The sequence below is a fragment of the Acinetobacter sp. WU_MDCI_Abxd143 genome, from assembly GCF_025514195.1.
Taxonomy (GTDB): domain Bacteria; phylum Pseudomonadota; class Gammaproteobacteria; order Pseudomonadales; family Moraxellaceae; genus Acinetobacter; species Acinetobacter pittii_H.
In genome coordinates, this window is record NZ_JAHPTH010000003.1 from 349,243 (window position 1) to 367,997 (window position 18,755).

General features: G+C 40.4%; 18 protein-coding genes. 5 read left to right on the top strand and 13 right to left on the bottom strand.

Features of this window, described 5'->3' with window-relative positions:
- Nucleotides 1–9 precede the first annotated feature (9 nt).
- From KTI79_RS09705 to KTI79_RS09720, 4 genes are all read right to left on the bottom strand, one after another.
- On the bottom strand, nt 10–1,476 hold the full coding sequence (locus tag KTI79_RS09705) for an MFS transporter (protein ID WP_086376095.1): 1,467 nt from the start codon (nt 1,474–1,476) through the stop codon (nt 10–12).
- Nucleotides 1,477–1,671: 195 nt separating this feature from the next.
- Nucleotides 1,672–3,063, bottom strand: coding sequence for an LLM class flavin-dependent oxidoreductase (locus KTI79_RS09710; RefSeq protein WP_032053690.1), 1,392 nt, complete (start codon nt 3,061–3,063; stop codon nt 1,672–1,674).
- 175 nt (nt 3,064–3,238) lie between these two features.
- Nucleotides 3,239–4,534, bottom strand: a complete 1,296-nt coding sequence (locus KTI79_RS09715; protein WP_032053689.1) for an acyl-CoA dehydrogenase family protein — start codon at nt 4,532–4,534, stop codon at nt 3,239–3,241.
- Nucleotides 4,535–4,668: 134 nt separating this feature from the next.
- A complete protein-coding gene (locus KTI79_RS09720; protein WP_032053688.1) occupies nt 4,669–5,487 on the bottom strand; it encodes a hypothetical protein in 819 nt (272 codons plus the stop codon).
- Between the two features lie 643 nt (nt 5,488–6,130).
- Here KTI79_RS09720 and KTI79_RS09725 point away from each other — a divergent pair.
- From KTI79_RS09725 to KTI79_RS09745, 5 genes are all read left to right on the top strand, one after another.
- On the top strand, nt 6,131–7,576 hold the full coding sequence (locus KTI79_RS09725) for a cytochrome ubiquinol oxidase subunit I (protein ID WP_032053686.1): 1,446 nt from the start codon (nt 6,131–6,133) through the stop codon (nt 7,574–7,576).
- A complete protein-coding gene (gene cydB, locus KTI79_RS09730; RefSeq protein ID WP_032053685.1) occupies nt 7,569–8,576 on the top strand; it encodes a cytochrome d ubiquinol oxidase subunit II in 1,008 nt (335 codons plus the stop codon). Before KTI79_RS09725 ends, cydB begins: the two co-directional genes overlap by 8 nt.
- A gap of 14 nt (nt 8,577–8,590) precedes the next feature.
- Nucleotides 8,591–8,725, top strand: coding sequence for a hypothetical protein (locus tag KTI79_RS09735; protein ID WP_005076466.1), 135 nt, complete (start codon nt 8,591–8,593; stop codon nt 8,723–8,725).
- 98 nt (nt 8,726–8,823) lie between these two features.
- Nucleotides 8,824–10,242, top strand: coding sequence for a PLP-dependent aminotransferase family protein (locus KTI79_RS09740; RefSeq protein ID WP_032053684.1), 1,419 nt, complete (start codon nt 8,824–8,826; stop codon nt 10,240–10,242).
- 100 nt (nt 10,243–10,342) lie between these two features.
- Entirely contained in the window at nt 10,343–11,260 is a 918-nt protein-coding gene (locus KTI79_RS09745; protein WP_032053683.1) for a LysR family transcriptional regulator, read from the top strand.
- A gap of 54 nt (nt 11,261–11,314) precedes the next feature.
- Here the strand turns inward: KTI79_RS09745 and madM are convergent, their stop codons facing one another.
- From madM to mdcA, 9 genes are read right to left on the bottom strand one after another with little or no spacing between them, the layout of a single operon-like run.
- The gene (gene madM / locus KTI79_RS09750) at nt 11,315–12,076 is read right to left on the bottom strand and encodes a malonate transporter subunit MadM (protein WP_032053681.1); all 762 of its coding nucleotides are present in this window, start codon (nt 12,074–12,076) and stop codon (nt 11,315–11,317) included.
- A 44-nt stretch (nt 12,077–12,120) separates the two neighbouring features.
- Nucleotides 12,121–12,522 carry a malonate transporter subunit MadL gene (gene madL / locus KTI79_RS09755; protein WP_005069782.1) on the bottom strand — a complete coding sequence of 134 codons (402 nt, stop codon included), beginning with the start codon at nt 12,520–12,522 and terminating at the stop codon, nt 12,121–12,123.
- Between the two features lie 53 nt (nt 12,523–12,575).
- Nucleotides 12,576–13,508 (bottom strand): malonate decarboxylase subunit epsilon, encoded by a 933-nt coding sequence (gene mdcH / locus KTI79_RS09760; protein WP_032053680.1) that lies wholly within the window; start codon nt 13,506–13,508, stop codon nt 12,576–12,578.
- A 12-nt stretch (nt 13,509–13,520) separates the two neighbouring features.
- The gene (locus KTI79_RS09765) at nt 13,521–14,129 is read right to left on the bottom strand and encodes a malonate decarboxylase holo-ACP synthase (protein ID WP_079284150.1); all 609 of its coding nucleotides are present in this window, start codon (nt 14,127–14,129) and stop codon (nt 13,521–13,523) included.
- Nucleotides 14,120–14,947, bottom strand: a complete 828-nt coding sequence (mdcE, locus tag KTI79_RS09770; protein WP_032053678.1) for a biotin-independent malonate decarboxylase subunit gamma — start codon at nt 14,945–14,947, stop codon at nt 14,120–14,122. Before mdcE ends, KTI79_RS09765 begins: the two co-directional genes overlap by 10 nt.
- Complete coding sequence (locus tag KTI79_RS09775; protein WP_086376096.1) at nt 14,944–15,795, bottom strand: biotin-independent malonate decarboxylase subunit beta; 852 nt, start codon at nt 15,793–15,795, stop codon at nt 14,944–14,946. The genes mdcE and KTI79_RS09775 overlap by 4 nt, the downstream gene beginning before the upstream one ends.
- Nucleotides 15,788–16,087 carry a malonate decarboxylase subunit delta gene (locus KTI79_RS09780; RefSeq protein ID WP_000448956.1) on the bottom strand — a complete coding sequence of 100 codons (300 nt, stop codon included), beginning with the start codon at nt 16,085–16,087 and terminating at the stop codon, nt 15,788–15,790. Before KTI79_RS09780 ends, KTI79_RS09775 begins: the two co-directional genes overlap by 8 nt.
- 2 nt (nt 16,088–16,089) lie before the next feature.
- The gene (locus KTI79_RS09785; protein WP_032053675.1) at nt 16,090–16,974 is read right to left on the bottom strand and encodes a triphosphoribosyl-dephospho-CoA synthase; all 885 of its coding nucleotides are present in this window, start codon (nt 16,972–16,974) and stop codon (nt 16,090–16,092) included.
- A complete protein-coding gene (gene mdcA, locus KTI79_RS09790; RefSeq protein WP_032053674.1) occupies nt 16,974–18,653 on the bottom strand; it encodes a malonate decarboxylase subunit alpha in 1,680 nt (559 codons plus the stop codon). The genes KTI79_RS09785 and mdcA overlap by 1 nt, the downstream gene beginning before the upstream one ends.
- Nucleotides 18,654–18,755 lie beyond the last annotated feature (102 nt).

The window sequence follows — 18,755 nt, forward strand, 5'->3', positions numbered from 1 at the left end:
ATTTTTACTCTAGTCGATTACTGGTGAATTATTGAGAGGAAGTTCTGTTTTATCTTCATCAATAACATCAACATCTTGGGCGGTAGGCTCAAACTTAATCAGTAGTCCAATCACAATTAAAGGAATAAACGCAAAGATAGAAATAATCAGGTAAACATCGGTTTTATATCCCACCATCCAGATCGGTAAAACAAACAAAGCAATGGCTTGAGCAACACCCGTTACTGCACGGTTAAAGCCAACCCCAACACCACGAATCGAAGCTGGATAAGCCATAGTTGGATAAACCATCATTTGTGCCCCAGGCCCAAAGCCTTCGGCAAAAAGCCACAAACCGAGCATGCCAATTGCGTTATAGAGTAAAAAGCTATTACCAGGTTCACCAATTAATGCTAAGGCAATGAGGGCTATAAACTGGAGTAAAAAGCCTGTAATCAACACATGACGAGATTTAAATCTGCTAGCAACAAATACACCTAACAGCCCGCCCGTAAATGCAAATAATAAATTAAGCCCAAGTGTGGTGGTAATGGTCGTCAAGACATCAGTATGAAAAAACCGCGTTAAAATAGAAGGTAAAAAGAAGGCAATGGTCGTGTACTGAAATGCCACCGAAATATGAATCACAATGGCCACAATAGTTCTTGGCAAATAGGTTTTATTAAATAAAACTGCAAAACCCTCGCGCTTTTTCTTTTCAGCAGTTCTTTCTACTTTTTCAACTGTAGCGACTGCATGAATTGCATAGGATTCTTGTAGAACTTGAGCTGCACCTTTTAAATCGCCTTGGTTTGCAAGCCAGATTGGTGACTCAGTCAAATATTTACCGCGAATAAAAATAATGAGTAATGCTGGCACTGCTCCGAAAATTAAAGATGCTCGCCATAACCAATTGCTATGCTCAAGGGGTAAAAGAAAATAAAGCGCCAGAACTAGGCCAAAACACACCGAAGAAGCGGCATACCACATTGGGCACCATGCGGCTAAACGCGCTGCCTTGTTGCTACTACCGTTAAATTTGGAAAACTCAGATAAGTATGACATTGCGACAGGCAAATCAATACCAACACTAATTCCCATAATGAATCTTGCTAAAATCAAAACCCAAACATTTGGTGCAAAGCCCGCGACAATTGCAGCAATAACAAACAGCACCATGTCCGCCATGAAGACCCGATAACGGCCGATTTTATCTGTCAGCCAACCACCAATCAGGTTACCCACAATGGTTCCGCAGACAATTGCTGAAGCCACCACACCAGTCATGACAGGGCTTAAAGAAAACTCTGAGATGACTTGCTCAATACCGAAAGAGAGCGTTGTTAGATCATAGGCATCAATAAATACTCCAATCAGTGCCAACCAAATAACTTTATTCGATTTACCCTTCCCTGCAAATTTGGAAATTAATTGTGAAACATCATCGGGAGATTTAATTTCATAACGGTGGTTATGATCGAGTTCTTGTGTGCTCACTTAATAATTCCTGTATTTTAATCACAGAAACAAAATAATGATTATTCACACCATACAAAAACAAATTAATCTGATGTTTTAATCTAAATTATAGAATTATCTTTTCATTATTAACTCAGCAATAAAATCGATATAAAAAGACAAAATAAAAGCTGGCATTTAACCAGCTATTTATTTAAAGACTTTCCAAAATATTTAACTCGCCTCAGCAAGTTTTAACTCTTTTAGATTACGATATTTTGCACCTCGGTGATTTTCAGGCAAATATGGCCCAGCACCAAATAGTTTTTCTCTTAATGTTCCTTGTGCATATGAGGTTTGATATACCCCACGTTTTTGCAACTCTGGCACAATAAACTCAACTACATCGGCAAAGGTTTGATGCGCCAAAATATAGGCAAGGTTAAAACCATCGACATCGGTATCTTCAACCCATTGCTGTAGAGCATCCGAAACGGTTTCTGCCGAACCTACAAGTACAGGTCCATTACCACCTAAGCTGTTCCAGTTTGCAATTTCTTCAATGGTCCAGACTCGTTCCGGATCTGCATTTACATAAGAATCTAATAAAGATTGAATCGCGTTGGTTTGAATATATTCAACTTTATCGGTCGGTTGATATTGTGAAAAATCCACACCCGACCAGCCTGACAATAATGTTAAAGCCCCATCATAGCTTCCATAGCTTTGATATTCTTTAAACTTAGCCTGTGCTTTTGCATCGGTTTCATCAGTGACAATCGACAAAAGCGCATAAATTTTAACTGAGTACGGGTCGCGGTCTTCTTGAGCCAATTTTTGGCGAATGCCCTGTACCACTTTTTTAGTGGCGATTTTAGACGGCGCTGCAATAAATACACACTCGGCATTTTGACTAGCAAACTTCTGTCCGCGTGAAGACGCGCCTGCTTGGTAAAGTACTGGTGTTCGCTGCGGTGATGGCTCACAAATATGGATGCCCGGTACAGTAAAGTATTTACCCTCATGCTGAATTGGATGCACTTTTTTATGGTCAGCAAAGATACCATTTTCACGGTCACGCAGGACCGAACCTTCTTCCCAAGAACCTTCCCAAAGTTTGTAAAGGACTTCTAAATATTCATCAGCAATATCATAACGATTGTCATGATTAACCTGAGTTTTTAGGCCCAAGTTTTTTGAACCGCTTTCCAAATAAGACGTCACGATATTCCAACCCACTCGCCCTTTGGTTAAATGGTCTAGCGTGCTGATACGTCTAGCAAAAGGATAAGGATGTTCAAAGGAAATCGAAGTTGTGACACCAAAGCCCAAATGCTTTGTAACTGCGGCCATCGCTGGTACAATCTGTAGCGGATCATTGACTGGAACTTGCACTGCACCTGTTAAGGCATGTTCAGCACTTTGATGATAAACGTCATAAATACCAAGTACATCTGCAATAAAAATACCATCAAAAAAACCACGCTCAAGAATTTGTGCTAAATCTGTCCAATATTCTAAATCTTTATATTCAACAGATCGATCTTGAGGATGTCGCCATAATCCAGGAGATTGGTGGGCAATACAATTCATTTCAAAAGCATTAAAACTAATTTTCTTAGTCATAAAATATCAACCAGCATTTTATTTAATTTTTATACTAAAGCAATTTTTATGTTTTCTTTATAATATAAACCCCAAACAAAATATGATTTTATTCTAATAGATTTTTATAATTTAATTTAAACAAATAAAATAACATTAAGCCGCAAAATAGCAGCTTAATATCTAAAACTATAATTTATTGTTTAGCAACATTCCCTATTCGCCATTGATACGGAGGTAATGTGCCGTTTACACTAAAATCACCGACAATTCGATTTTTAAATACTCTCGGGTTATGTGAAGATAAAGTTCGTACATTACGCCAGTATCGATCTAGGCCTAAATCTTTGTCTGTTGCAGAAGCACCTAAAGCGTCAAATAAAATCGTAGAAGCATTTAAAATTAGATCGGTAATGACCGTTTGAGACTGTGCACTTTCAAGCTCGGCAAGTGCATTTTGCTCTTCTTCAAGCTGCTCATTATTTTGAAATGCAGCCAAGTAAGCACGTTGTAAGCTTTGTGCAACTTTTTCAACAATCGCTCCTGCACTGTAAGCCGCGCCACGGATTTGGCCTACTACTTGTAAAATTTGTGGATCCTGTTTTACAAATTGGGCATTTGCATGCGTGTAGTTTCGGGTACGTTTAGCAACAGCTTGAGAAACGTCATAGGTTGCAGCACGCCCTAGGCCTGTAATGATTGCCAGTTGGACCAATTGATAGTAAGCCGCTGAATATTTAAAACGGTCATCGTCAGGTAAAATTTCAGTTTCATCGACCAATACATCATTGAAATATGCTGTACCACTCGCGGTGAGTTGCTGACCATAGCCATTCCAGTCATCCACAATTTCGACACCTTCATCTTCACGGCGAACAACAACGGAGCCAGACTCACCCTTTAAATCTGTTACACCAACGTCAACCCAGTCTGCATATAGACTTCCTGTGGTGTAATATTTTTTACCTTTAACGCGAATTTTTCCTTCACTGTCTCGATACAAATGAGTTTCGAACTGATCGATTGACTCTTTCCCGCCTTCAGACCATGCACTGCCTACTGTTTCCCCATTGGCAATTCGGCTAAGCCAACGCTGTTGAAACGCTTTGTCTTTACTTACCAAGACATCTTCAGTGAAACCAAAATGCACACGCAAAGCTTGCGGTAAGTTTGAATCGGCCTCTGCAAGTTCAATGAGTAATGCAAATAATTCAGGAATGGTTGCATCAAAGCCCCCATAAGCTTTGGGAAGTCTTAATCGTGTAAAACCAATATCTTTAAGCCACTGAAGTTGTTCATAGGGCAAAATATGCTGCTGCTCACGGATTAAAGCCCCTTCTTTAATACGGGCAAAAGTTGGTCTGAAATGTTGTGCCAATTCATCATAACGTTCTGAAGGCCCTTCTCCCCACACGCGAGAAATGATTGAAGCTTGACTAAGGGCAGCGTGCGTTAGTGAACCGAGATGATGCTCAAAATTTAAATTTGTCATGTAAGTAAAACCAATATTGCTTTGCTTTTACCATAAAATATTTATTTCACATGAAAACGATTATTTTTTTATAACTGTATTCATTCTTTATATAAGAACCCAAACACAAAGATAAAAAGCTCGTATCTCAAAGACTAAGACGCCTCTTTTTGCCGAACGCTCTGCTGGCTTTGCAATAAGGTTTGTATATATTCTGAATAGACAGATAATTTTTCAAAAATATGCTCTGAATAAAACATATCATCAATTAAATGTGTCATTTGACCAGCAGTAAAGGTGTCGCATAAACCAACCAGCGCTGCGTTCATTTGAGCGAATTTCGCGCATAATTTGATATAAGTCTCATCTTTATTTTTGAATAATAATTTCCGCATTTCTAAGCCATTTAGGTTTTTTAAGTCATCATCTTTTGTGGTTTTAATCCAATAAATTTTTATTTTTAAAAACTGTTCAAGTTGATTTAGAGCCTCTAAATCAATTTCTAAATGTGTTATTAAAAAAACTGTAGAGAGATCACTTCGGCATAGTGCCTTGATTAAGCTTAGATAAATAAATTCGACTTCATTAAGCTCTGCAAGTTCCAAATCTATATAAATTTTTAGACTTTCTAAAACGTCATCTACCTTAAAGAGTACTTTCTTCTCAGCTTGGTAATATTTATTAAGAATAGAAAGCACAGGCGCAGTTGCAGGCGTTGTATAAATAGCGGCCTTGTTTAAGTTAGCAAAAATAAATGGTGAAAATAGATAGGCCACACTGCTTTGCTGTGCCTCAATATGAGATTGAATTAAATATACTGTTTCAGATTTAGAAAAGTCTCTGAGTACTTTCGCTCTTAATAAAGTGGCTTCAAAATTAACGTAGGTTTGCTCTAATTGAGCCAATATAGATACAGGAATAGGCTGATTTTTAATAATTTTATGCAGGACATTGAGTTGAGAAGTAATAAACATTTTTTAACATCCAAGCTATTTTAGAAGAGCTACACTTAAATCAGGTCTTTAATAACCTACGTAACAACCAGACCTCACGCAAAACAACAAAGGAATAAAAGAGAAGAAACTATTCTGCGCTTATTACCCAAAGTCGCATTCGCTGTATTTTGGAGAGTGATTTTGGCCATTCGTAAATCTTGTTCATTTATTTTGAACTTTTGAAGAATGGATACATAGCTACAGATAATTGAAAAAAAACTATAGCACACCTCATGACTGCTCCAGACTGTTATAGTTTTATAAAAAATTTCTGTATCTACATATACAAAAATAGTAAGTGCATGATTAAGGAAACTTCTTAAGGTAGGTAGTTTTCATGAGACGATCTATTGCATATCGCCAGATATTTCATCAATGTTTCAATGCAACATGCATTTTTACAAATGCAACATCAAGCATAAACTTTGTTAACAGATTGAGAACAATCAATCAGTCTATTCTCTTGAAATATCAAGCAATTATATTGCTTAACCCTGTTGGCATTTTACTTGCTAAGAACATTTATCACAGAAGCAAGTTTAATCGTCAGAATACTTTGTTGCCTGAAAATAAGTATTTAACTCATTTAACCATCATCAGCTAGTTCACAGGGGGAAAGTTTATGAGCCTCGGTCTAACCGCTCTAGAATTAGCGCGAATACAATTTGCTTTTACAGTATCCTTCCATATTATTTTTCCGGCCACTTCCATCGGTCTTGCCTGCTTTTTAGCAGTGCTAGAGTGGAAATGGTTAAGAACCCAAAACCCAATTTATAAAGATCTATTTAAATACTGGATTAAGATCTTTGCCGTTGCCTTCGGTATGGGTGTGGTCTCGGGCGTGGTGATGAGTTACCAGTTCGGTACCAACTGGAGTGAATTTTCACGTGTTGCCGGCAGTATTACTGGTCCTTTACTTACCTATGAGGTCTTAAGTGCCTTCTTCTTAGAAGCAGGTTTCTTGGGCATTATGTTATTTGGTTGGGGACGTGTTGGTCCTCGAGCCCATTTCTTTGCAACACTTATGGTTGCCATCGGAACATGTATTTCCATGTTCTGGATTCTATCTTCTAATAGCTGGATGCAGACACCTCAAGGCTTTGCCATCGAAAATGGCATTATTGTGCCAAAAGACTGGTTTGCCATTGTCTTTAATCCATCCTTCCCTTACCGCTTTGCCCACATGGGTGCGGCTGCCTTCTTGGTTTCATCTTTATTGGTCGTCGGAACATCTGCATGGCATTTAGTAAAAGGCCGTCGTGATGAATTGGTAAAAAAATCGTTCTCGATGGGTCTCTGGATGGTGCTTGTGACTTCATGTTTACAAGTAGTAATTGGCGATAACCATGGTTTAAACACCCGTGAACATCAACCAGCCAAACTTGCGGCAATGGAAGGACACTGGGAAACCAATCACAATGACCCTATGCCATTATTGTTATTTGCCATTCCAGATATGAAAGAAGAGCGTAACCACTTTGAAGTGGGCGTTCCATATTTGGGTAGTTTAATTTTAACGCACAGTTTAGATGGTCAAGTGACTGGTTTAAAAGAGTTCGCGCCTGAGGATCGTCCAAACTCAACCATTATTTTCTGGAGCTTCCGTGTGATGGTGGGGCTTGGTGTACTTATGGTCACCCTGTCACTCATTGCGCTTTGGTTACGTAAGCGTGGAAAACTCTATGAAACTTCATGGTTCCATAAATTCGCTGTAGTGATGGGGCCTGCGGGTTATGTGGCAATGCTGGCTGGCTGGATCACCACTGAGGTCGGCCGTCAACCGTGGGTTGTATACGGCATTATGCGAACCAAAGATGGGCTTTCACATATAGTTTCTGCAGATCAGGTGGGTCTGAGTCTCTTTATTTTTGTGGTGGTATACACCATCGTTTTTGGTAGCGGTATTTACTACACCTTAAAGCTCATTAATAAAGGCCCTGTATTTATCGATACACCAACTATTGAATCTGGTGGCGTTGGACACTTTAAAACACCAATGCGTCCACTCAGTGCTGTCGATGAAAACATTGACGATAATCAAAAATCTGGGGAGAAACATCATGATTGATCTTTCTTTAATATGGGTCGGTATTATTGGTTTAGGTGTTTTAATTTATGTGGTCATGGATGGTTTTGACTTAGGAATCGGAATTATGTTCCCTTTCATTAAGAACAGCCAAGAACGTGACGTCATGATGAATACTGTGGCTCCTGTCTGGGATGGTAACGAAACGTGGATGGTTCTCGGTGGTGCTGGTCTATATGCAGCATTTCCGCTGGTTTATTCGACAGTTTTATCAGCACTCTACTTACCTATTATTTTCATGGTCATTGCCCTGATTTTCCGCGGTGTTGCGTTTGAATTCCGTTTTAAAGCTCACCGTACTAAGCATCTGTGGGACTTAGCCTTTATTTGGGGTTCAGTTTTAACCAGTTTCCTACAAGGGATTATTTTAGGTGCTTATATCCAAGGGATTAAAACCGAAAATGGTATTTTTGCTGGTGGGTCTCTGGATTGGCTTTCCCCGTTTACCATCTTTACAGGTATTGGCGTAGTTGCCATGTATGCCACTTTAGGCTGTGGATGGCTGATCTTAAAAACCGAAAAAGGTTTGCAGCAACGTATGTATGAGCTTATGCCAAAGCTGATTATCGCGCTGCTCATTATTTTTGGTGGCGTGAGTTTATATACGCCGTTGACTCATCCTGAAATTGCAGATCGCTGGTTCTCTTTACCAAATCTGTTCTATTTTAGCCCTGTACCTATTTTGGTCTTATTATTTGTTGGCCTGATTTTATCAGCATGTAAAAAGCAGGATCATGACCTCAAACCATTTGCATATACATTGGCGCTCGTTTTCCTTGCATTTACTGGTTTTGTGATTAGTTTATGGCCATATATTATTCCGCCATCAGTCACCATTTGGCAGGCTGCAGCACCGCATTCAAGCCAGATGTTTGCTTTGGTCGGTGCACTTATTTTGATTCCAATCATTATTGCTTACACCATTGTCTCTTATTGGGTATTCCGTGACAAAGTTCGTGTAGGTGATGAAGGCTATCATTAAGTATGGAGGGTTTTATGAAAAAGTCATCCGTTAAACTCAATCAAACCCAATGGTTTATTCTGCTATGGATCGGTGGTTTTTTAGCCTTAGCTGTGATTGCGGGATTGTTTAAAGTTATCTTGATTTATGCAGCCCCTTACTTAAAGTAAATCTATTGTTCTAAACAAATGCCGTTTGTAGATTCTGCAAACGGCATTTATTATTGATTAAGTGCTTCTTTCATTTTGTTATTTCGTGCAGCTCATACATGTATAAATCAGAACAACTCGCTCATAGCATTCGCCAACTCATTGAGAGCGGCACTTTAAATGCACATGAAAAATTGCCGTCATTGAGAGATCAGGTACAACGTTCTGGTTTTAGTTTAATGACTGTCATGAATGCTTATCAGGAGCTTGAATCACAAGGTCTGATCTATTCAAAAGAAAAATCTGGCTACTTCGTTGCCGAGCAAATTGCACTTAAACCTTTAGAGCAATATTCAGTTGTTTCACTAAACTCTAAAATTGAAATTAATTCATTAGTTTTTAAATATCTTAAGTCAATTCAACATGAATCTGTCGTACCTTTTGGTTCAGCTTTTCCAGACAGTCAGCTTTTAACAGCACCCAAACTTATTCAAATTATGGGGCAACTTGCGCGCCAAAGACAAAGTTATGACCAGACAACCAGTTTGCCTCCTGGTAATTTAAACTTAAGAAAACTGATTGCTCAGCGCTACTGTATGCAAGGCATACAGACCGACCCAGATGACATTGTCATTACATCTGGAGGTTTAGATGCACTGAACCTTTCGCTACAAGCTGTCGCTCAACCCGGCGATTATATTTTATTACAGCAAACTGTGTTTTATGGGGCTTGGCAAGCCGCCGAGCGTTTAGGACTTAAAGTGATTACCATTCCTGAGCATCCACAACACGGTTTTGACTTAGAGGCTTTTGAACAGGTCATTCAAACATATCCAATCAAGGTGTGCTGGCTCATGCTCAACGCCCATAACCCGATTGGTTTTACAGTTAGTGATGACATTAAATATAAAATTGCCAAACTACTTCATGAACACCAAATTTATTTGATTGAAGATGATGTGTATGAAGAGCTTTATTATGGTGGGCAAAAACCACTTTCGATGAAGTATTTTGACCAACAAAATCTGGTGCTACACTGCTCGTCTTTTTCTAAAACATTAGGTGCAGGTTTTCGGGTCGGTTGGGTTTATGCGGGTAAATTTTCGGACCATATTCAACACTTGCAACTCATGAGTACCATTTCAGTCAATGCACTCATTCAAAATGCATTGGTTGAGTTTTTGTCTCATCATCATTATGAAAAGCACTTGCGTACACTTAGACTTTCACTTGAACGTTATAAAAAGCAGTTTTACCATTATTTGAAACAACATTTACCTAGTTCTTGTGAAGTGTATTACTACCCAAGTGGCTATTTTCTATGGGTCAAACTTCCTAGTACGCTAGACAGTATGCAAGTTTATGAAGAATTGATTCAGCAAGACATTGGCGTTGCGCCAAGCCCTTTGTTTAGTGTTTTACCCGCACAACAGCATTATTTGAGAATTAACTGTTCTTTTGAATGGAACACTAAAATTCAAAGTGCATTAGATCAAGTGATTAAAACTATTCAACAAAGAGTTGAAGCAAGTCTCTAAAGATATACTTCGACCTAAGCACAATTTTATGGCCTTTATTTTGTGGTAACTTTATAGCTCAAATCTATAGTTTTAAGGGAAACAGGTTCAAAGGCTTAATATGGAAATTGATGAAGAATTCACCCTGAAAAAAATACAGATTTTTTTAGCTTTTATGCGCTGTGGAAATTTATCTAAAACAGCCACAGAAATGCAGTTGAGTAATGTCAGTGTTCATAAAGCCTTACATTCTTTAGAAAGTGCTTTACGTTGCCCTCTTTTTAAAAATGAAGGCCGTAACCTCATTCCTTTAAAAAGTGCTTATGTCTTTGAAGAACGGGCACAAAAAATCGTACAAGACATTTTTATTACCGTAAATAAAACCAGAGAAGCCGCAGGCTTTGCAGCCAAGGTTTTACATTTAGGTTCTCTTTATTCTTTGACGGTAAATACGATTCCAAATGTGATTAGCGGCCTTAAACTCAGACGCAGTGAGCTTGATATTCAACTGTTGCTGAGTTCGAATCAGGATTTGGTGAAAAAGCTTAAAGCAACTGAGCTGGATGCCATTATCGTGGCTTTAAATGAAACCACTCAAGATGATGACTTTGAAATTTTGCCGATGTTTTCAGATGACATTTTTTTGGCCGTCAATAAAGATTCAAAATATGCCGATTTTAAAGATATTGATTTAAGCCTTTTAAAAGAAGAAACTTTTTTAACTTTAACTAAGGGTTTTGCAACTCATAACGACAGCGATATTATTTTTAAAAAAGCAGGCTTTTCGCCTAAAGTTGCTTTACAGGTGAATGATATTTTCACCTTAATTAGTATGGTCAGTTCAGGCGTCGGTTTTGCTCTACTACCCGGTCGTATTTCTGCTGTTTATGAAAGTTCAGTAAAACTTATTCCGCTAAAACAGCAATATCACATGCAACAAGAAATTGGACTGGTCTTTTTAAAAAGTAAAGAACGCGACCCTAACTTACTTGCTCTGATTGCTGAATGTCGAATGTTCGCCACTAATTTTAAAAGATAAATATCGGCAACCTATTAAAGAATAATGAGTTGCCGTTGTGCGATTTTCAAAAATTTATCCAAAAATTGCATTAACCGTTAAGAAAAATAAAGAAGGTCCAAGTAAACAGCCAAGTCCTGTATAGAAGGTTGCAACCAATGCTCCATAAGGTACCAATCGAACATCAGTGCCAGCTAGGCCTGCTGCAGTGCCACTGGTTGTTCCTGCTAAACCGCCAAATACCATGGCAGAGCGTGGACTTTTTAGATACATAAATTTCGCAAGCAGTGGCGTCCCTACCATAAAGAAAACTGACTTGATTAAACCAATTGCAATAGAAAGTGCGATCACATCAGAGCTCGCACCAATTGCGGTTCCTGTAATCGGGCCAACAATATAAGTCATTGCCCCTGCACCGATCGTTGTCATCGAAATTGGATCTCGATAGCCCATGCTCCATGCAACCAAAACCCCAATTGCAAAAGGCACAACACAACCAAGCATTAATGCAATTAGACCAATTTTGCCTGCTTTCTTCACTTCTTTCACATCAACTTCAAATGCAGTTGAAGCGATAGCCAAATCACGAATCATGGCTCCGCCCAACAACGCAAAACCAGAAAAAATAGCGATGTCCGAAACACCTTTGGTTCCTTGCGTATAAACTCCTGCAAAGTAAGCAACAACCAAACCTAAAGTAATCGCGATTGCAGAACTTTGCAGTTTTCCCTTCGTCAAATATTTTGAGAGTAGATGGGAAACGAACATCATTAAACCCGTTACGGCAAGAGCAGTAACTAATGCATTTTTTGATAACACAGCAATTATAGCGTCCATCATTTAAATCCTTTTTGATTGAACTTTTTGTAGTTTATGTTTGCTTAGGCTATTTTTTCTTTGGTTTCTATTGTCCATTCATAAGTTTCATAGTCACCACTAATTCTATTTAAATAACGGATGACTAAAACCGTACCAATTAACGATGCAATAGAGACAATCAGCCCTAACATGCCACCCGATAATGCTGCAACGACATTTTGACCTGCTGACATCGCAACTACGATCGGAATATACATACCTGACCAATACAAGACGCCAAATTGTGTGACTTGAGGTAAGTAACCTTTTTTTGCCAATAATTCTTTAGATAAGATTAACAGAATCATTGAAATAGCAACGCCACCGACATTTGCTTTAACACCTAATAGCATGCCTAAGGTGTTACCAAGATAGTCGCCTAATAAATGGCAGATCGCTAATATTGCTGTTCCATAAATAATCATTGTAAATCCCTCATATCCTTGGATTATTACTCAATTTTTAATTTGTATTGTAATTACAAAGAAGCATTATTTTCGTTTTGCATTGCTAATTGAATGCTGTCTAAACGTGTTCCCTGAAATGACAATACAGTTCCTTCTTTAAACGTTCGACGTGCAAGTGTAGTAAGTACCGTTCCCGGTAAAGCTTCGATCTGTAACCTCACACCTCGCTCCCATGCAGCTTGGATAGTACTTTCCCAATCTACAGTTCGACTCATATTAAAAGCCAAATCATCACCAATCTGTTCTGGCCTGCCAAGCGTACGAGCCGTTGTACCACTTAAATAACGTATTTTAGGCTGCTTTAAAGTCACTCCCTCCATAGACGCTGCAAGTTGCTTTGCTTGCTGACTTAATAATTCACAGTGCGATGGCACCGATACATCTAATTTTTTTGCCACTACGCCTTGTTGCTTTGCCAAAACAGCAACTTGGTTCATGGCTTCAAAGCCTCCTGAAATAACGATCTGGTTATGTGCATTAATATTCGCGACAAAAACATCTGGCGTTATTTCATAAATCTGTTTGACCCATGCTTCAACTGCTGCACGATCTGTACCAATCAGAGCAGTCATACCATAGCCAGTTGGATAGGCGTTTTGCATGAGTTCACCTCGATAGGCAACCAAACGAACGGCATCCTCAAAGGCTAAAACTCCTGCTACAACCGCAGCCGACCATGCGCCAATTGATAGACCCGCTACATAATCAGGTGTTAAGTTTTCCGCTGTTAATAAAGCTGAACTCACCACACCTGAAATCAGTAAACAAAGCTGTACTGCACGTGTCGATTGCAATTCAGCCGGACTATCTAACATCAAGACATCTTCTTTGAGTGCATCCGATGCACGCTCAAGGTATTCTTTGACCAGAGCGGTTTGTGGTAGGTCATGCAACATATTGCTTCGTTGCACACCTTGACCCGGATATACCCAAATTGAAGCCATGATATCTATTCCCTAATTCCATGGGTTTTCTACTAAAACAGCACCATCAGGACGTTTCAATAGAACTTTTCCGCTATTCCCAGCCCATTCTTTTAACGCCAAACCACCTTGTGGAAGTTGTAGCTGTATATCCACATTCAGCCCTGCTTGCTGAAAATTTTCGAGTAGCTCAACTGCCTGCTTTTTGGCAAAAGGCTGTTCAGCTCGAATCAACAAATCTATGTCACTTTGCTGATTTACTGTTTTAATGCCCGTTGCTAGTTCAAAGCCGAAACTTCCCGTATATCCCCAACATCCTGAAAAGTTTTTCATAATGCTGGAAATGCTCTGTAAACGTTCTGCTAAGTGCTCAAACTGTTGCATATCTACGCGAGTCAGCGCTTCTGGCTTAAGCTGTTTGCTAATCGCTGATCGTGGCATTTGAGCTGCATATCGTTGATGACGAAATTGCCCTCTTACCCCCACAGCCACCTGATCTACAGGAGTAATTCCCCGTCGAACTACAACAGGATCACCTCGTTGCAATACCTCTCTCACCCAATGCGGAGCATCATCAGCCAAGCAATCGACCGTCATGCCCCACAGTAAATCATGGGCTTCGAGCTTAAGTTTCATGACCATTGCTCACGCAATAATTCACGGACTTTTTTAGACATTTGACGGTTTTGGCCGTGAAGTCTTTGTTCCAGTCCTCTCGATTGCTCAGCATTAATGTCTTTAAATGCTTGAGCAATTGCCTGCTTCGCTAACAGAAGATCATCGGTTGTCGGTTGTTCAGGGTTTTCAACAGATAACAGTTCAGATAACAAACCAAGCGTGGCATAACTTTCAATGTCATAGGCCATTGGAGGAATGCTTGATGCCAATTGCTCTAACTCATCAACCGATCGTAAGGTAACGCGTGCAGCAGATTCCTTACCCATTGCATGCACCATAACACCTGAATCGTTTAAGGCAATAATACGATTGGCTTGGTATCCATGCGCCAAGAAAGCACCAGACATCGACTTACCAAGCAATAAACTGACAATAGGATGGCCTGCCAATCTGGCTCTAGCATAGCTATCTACTGCACCCGCTAAAGCTTGATGAATACCTAATAATTCTTCGCGGCGCCCATAGGCCTGACTTGGAACATCAACTAAACATAAAATAGCGCGTTTAGTTTCAGCCTGTGCATCGGCTTGAATCACCTCATCGACTGCTTTTGCTAAATTCCAGCCTTCCAAGAGTCCAACTTCACCTTGTTTTGCCCGAGGGAACAGATTATTGCTGTCTTGAACAACGGCAATCACACGTACCGCTTGCTGGTCAATCTGACCATCAGACACCCAAACCGAAGCTGGAAAACCTTCAACTGTCTTAAAGCCTTGCGTGAGTGCTTTAAACCAATGTGCACCACGAATAGATGCTTTTAATGTATCAACGGCGATATTCATGCTTGCTCTCCTTGATACCAAGCTTGAACTTGTGCTGGGGTAATCTGCTCAGCAGTATCAACTTGTTGCAGCTTTTCTAAATAGAATGTGTAATTTGAACTACGATGCTGATGAGGTACGCCTTGAGTTAAATAATCGATGACTTGCTGACAAATTTTCTGGCGATCATCGTCAACATAAGCATCTGCCAAACCACTAGCGAAACGCTGATTACCACCAGTAATACTCCATATAAATGGACGATCTTTAGCGTTGTATTCTTGAACACCAGCTTCTTGTTCAATCACTTGCGGGCCATTTAAACCTAAACGTCCTTCTTGTGTCATTACAATGTAGCTACATAGACCAGCCGCAATTGACATACCGCCGAAGCACCCTACACTGCCTGCAACCACGGCAATCACGGGTTGATACTGACGTAAGTTCACAATTGCAGCTTGAATTTCAGCAATTGCAGCCAAGCCTAGATTTGCTTCTTGTAAGCGAACGCCACCCGTTTCCAACAATAAAATTGCAGCTGTTGGAATGCCTTTCATATTGTCTTCAACCGCAAGTTCTAAGGCACCCGCAATTTTGGCACCGCCCACCTCGCCTAAACTTCCACCTTGAAATAAGCCTTCAATAGAAATTAAAACCACCGGGCGTTCTTGAATAGATCCCTTTGCAACCACCACGCCATCATCGGCTTGTGGGACAATATTTTGCTGAACCAACCAAGGTGACATGACGCGTGCGAATGGGTCGAGTAACTCTCGAAAAGTCCCTTCATCTAATAATGCTTTAGCACGCTCTCTCGCACTCAGCTCAATAAAATCTTGTTTATTTAACAAACTCTGAATATCAGTCATGAGCAATCTCCTCCAATGCTTGTTCCAGACGTAAGCGAACAACACCGGGAGTTGCACCAAAATCATGAATATCAATATTGACCGCTGGCGGTATTTGCGCAGTAAAAATCCGTTCAAAAAGATTGTGCCAACGTGCTGCACTGCCATCTACCGAAGTCACCACTTGAATAGAAGCTTTTCCAGTTTCACCAGGTTCCATCAAAATTTCTAAATCGCCAGAACCTACACATCCTACTAGTGCTTTTTTTACAGGTGGCTCTGTGGCCACAAATTCAAAATGAAGTGTTTCCATAATCAGAATTCCTTTTTATTTTTCGCAGATGACTGCTCAACACGATCTATAAACAATGTGGCTGCCAATAAATCTGCGACACCACCAGCGGAAGCTTTCATCCGAAGCAAATCAATCTCTAAAAGATGCAAAGCACGTCGACCTTCCAAGCTTGAGCTGCCGCCCAAATCAAGTACTTGCTGTGCACCTTGTTGCATACACTTTAAGCCAGATGTTCCCGAGCGATAAAGCACACAGGTATCGGTCAAATCAGTCATCATCGCAAGTAAGGCATCTAAGCGAGCAAACTCTTCTTTCATGGGTTTACTACGACTTTGATAAAGTTGCTTTAACCCAGAATTCACAATAGTTGGAAAGCCTTGTTGTGCCTGTTCTTTGGCACCTAAGATGCCTAATTTCTTTTGTACTTGCTGACCATGACTCAAAGCCTGCTTTGGAATAAAGCGATCTTCAAGCTGAGCAATCTGGCCTGCTAACTGGCATAGCTCAACAGCCGATAAATATTGCTGATTACTGCGCGCTAATGCTGCTGCGGTAACCATTAAACCCAAGGCCCAAATTGCACCGCGGTGTGTGTTGACACCATCTGTTGCCCACATCATGGTCTTTTCACCTTGGCGACCGATTTCTCCAATGTCTTCACGCAAAGCTAAACAGACTTTTCCATGATGCTTTGCAGCTTGCGCCATCGCATCAAACATAGGCCCTAAACTTTTCGCAGAGCGCTCCATTAACTCCAAAGTCAGGTCATCATGCGCACCACTGCCACGGCGATCGACCAAAGCTGGTTTCGGTGTCAGATTAACTTCATCAATTAACGCTTTGACTGCCATATCTGCTAAAAGCTGACTATCGCTGAGCGTTTGATATTGAACTTGTGCCATCATTACCAACTCCTGAATTTTGCAGGTGGTTGATATAAGCCATCTGACCATGTCACCAAGTCGGCAATATTTTTCGCCGCTAAAAGTTCACGTGTGGCATCGGTGCGGCGAATACCTAAATCTTCAGGGAATACCACCAAGCCTTCGCTTCTTAAACGTGCTGTTGTTTTAGGGTCTTGAGTTAAACCAATACTGGTCACGCCTGCCACCGCAGCAATCATAGCTTGGCGCTCTTCTTGGCTGCTTGCTTTATATAGATAAGCAATGCCTTCTTCGGTCAGTAAATGGGTGACATCATCGCCATAAATCATGATCGGCGCTAAAGGTAAGCCTGCCGTTTTAGCAACATCAATCGCATCAAGACGATCTACAAAAGTTGGCTTGCCACCCTCTTGGAAGGTTTCCACCATTTGAACAACGAGTTTTTTACCACGTGCCAAATAGGTTTCAGTTTCACTGGCACCTTGTAAACGCATATCTAGCCATGCTGGCGTATCGTGACGACGACCACGCGGATCATGCCCCATGTTTGGTGCACCACCGAAACCAGCTAAACGACCTTTGGTGACAGTCGAAGAATGGCCCATGCCATCAACTTGCAAAGTTGCGCCAATAAACAAGTCAACGGCGTACTGACCTGCAAGCTGACACATCATACGGTTGGAACGTAAAGCGCCATCACGACCTGTAAAGAACACGTCGGGACGAGCTGCAACATATTTTTCCATACCGAGTTCGGTACCAAAACAATGCACGCTTTCAACCCAACCTGTTTCAATCGCTGGAATTAAGGTTGGATGTGGATTCAGAGTCCAGTTTCGGCAGATTTTTCCTTTTAAACCTAAAGATTCACCATAGGTCGGTAAAATCAATTCAATTGCCGCAGTGTTAAAACCAATACCATGGTTTAACGATTGCACATTATGCTTTTCATAAATTCCGCGAATTGCCATCATGGCCATGAGCACATGCACTGGCTTGATATGCTTCGGGTCTCGAGTAAATAACGGTTCGATATAAAATGGCTGATCTGCGACCACCACATAATCAACCCAAGAAGCAGGAATATCGACACGTGGTAAATCTGAAACGTCATCAACCAGCTCATTCACCTGAACAATCACGATACCGTCACTAAAAGCCGCGGGTTCAATAAGCGCTGGAGAATCTTCGGTACTTGGACCTGTATAGATATTGCCTTGACGGTCTGCCATAAAACCCGCTGAGAGCACCACATTTGGTATGAGGTCGACTACCAAACGTGAATATAGTTCGATATAGGTATGAATCGCACCAATCTCTAGTAAACCATCTTCAATTAACTGGCTAATACGCAAACTTTGTGGGCCAGCAAAAGAAAAATCGAGCTTACGCGCAATGCCTTTTTCAAACAGATCAAGATGTTCTGAACGCCCTACGCTTGGCATGATCATATGCAAATCATGCAAAATATCTGGATTGGTTTGAGCCAAAGAGCGCGATAAAAAATCAGCCTGCTTTTGGTTATTCCCTTCTAGTACAACTTTGTCACCCGGTGTAATTAAGGTTTCCAAAACTTTAATAATGTCTTGAGTTGGAATCACCACACCATCGGTATATTGGTTTGCCATCTCTAGTTTTAGTTGTTTGGCATGACGCCGCTTTGTCCATAATCGTTCTTTATTCTGAACTGATCCTTCCATGTACTTACCTATAGATCGCAGTTTTGTTCTGAATCTATAAAAACGCTTTATGGACTTTCGATCAATCAACCTACTTCGTTAGTTATTAACTTCAAGTTAATG

Coding starts and splice junctions, on each gene's coding strand:
- KTI79_RS09710 (WP_032053690.1), bottom strand. CDS start 3,063: ATGACTAAGAAAATTAGTTTTAATGCTTTTGAAATGAATTGTATTGCC.
- KTI79_RS09715 (WP_032053689.1), bottom strand. CDS start 4,534: ATGACAAATTTAAATTTTGAGCATCATCTCGGTTCACTAACGCACGCT.
- KTI79_RS09720 (WP_032053688.1), bottom strand. CDS start 5,487: ATGTTTATTACTTCTCAACTCAATGTCCTGCATAAAATTATTAAAAAT.
- KTI79_RS09725 (WP_032053686.1), top strand. CDS start 6,131: ATGAGCCTCGGTCTAACCGCTCTAGAATTAGCGCGAATACAATTTGCT.
- cydB (WP_032053685.1), top strand. CDS start 7,569: ATGATTGATCTTTCTTTAATATGGGTCGGTATTATTGGTTTAGGTGTT.
- KTI79_RS09735 (WP_005076466.1), top strand. CDS start 8,591: ATGAAAAAGTCATCCGTTAAACTCAATCAAACCCAATGGTTTATTCTG.
- KTI79_RS09740 (WP_032053684.1), top strand. CDS start 8,824: ATGTATAAATCAGAACAACTCGCTCATAGCATTCGCCAACTCATTGAG.
- KTI79_RS09745 (WP_032053683.1), top strand. CDS start 10,343: ATGGAAATTGATGAAGAATTCACCCTGAAAAAAATACAGATTTTTTTA.
- madM (WP_032053681.1), bottom strand. CDS start 12,076: ATGGACGCTATAATTGCTGTGTTATCAAAAAATGCATTAGTTACTGCT.
- madL (WP_005069782.1), bottom strand. CDS start 12,522: ATGATTATTTATGGAACAGCAATATTAGCGATCTGCCATTTATTAGGC.
- mdcH (WP_032053680.1), bottom strand. CDS start 13,508: ATGGCTTCAATTTGGGTATATCCGGGTCAAGGTGTGCAACGAAGCAAT.
- KTI79_RS09765 (WP_079284150.1), bottom strand. CDS start 14,129: ATGGTCATGAAACTTAAGCTCGAAGCCCATGATTTACTGTGGGGCATG.
- mdcE (WP_032053678.1), bottom strand. CDS start 14,947: ATGAATATCGCCGTTGATACATTAAAAGCATCTATTCGTGGTGCACAT.
- KTI79_RS09775 (WP_086376096.1), bottom strand. CDS start 15,795: ATGACTGATATTCAGAGTTTGTTAAATAAACAAGATTTTATTGAGCTG.
- KTI79_RS09780 (WP_000448956.1), bottom strand. CDS start 16,087: ATGGAAACACTTCATTTTGAATTTGTGGCCACAGAGCCACCTGTAAAA.
- KTI79_RS09785 (WP_032053675.1), bottom strand. CDS start 16,974: ATGATGGCACAAGTTCAATATCAAACGCTCAGCGATAGTCAGCTTTTA.
- mdcA (WP_032053674.1), bottom strand. CDS start 18,653: ATGGAAGGATCAGTTCAGAATAAAGAACGATTATGGACAAAGCGGCGT.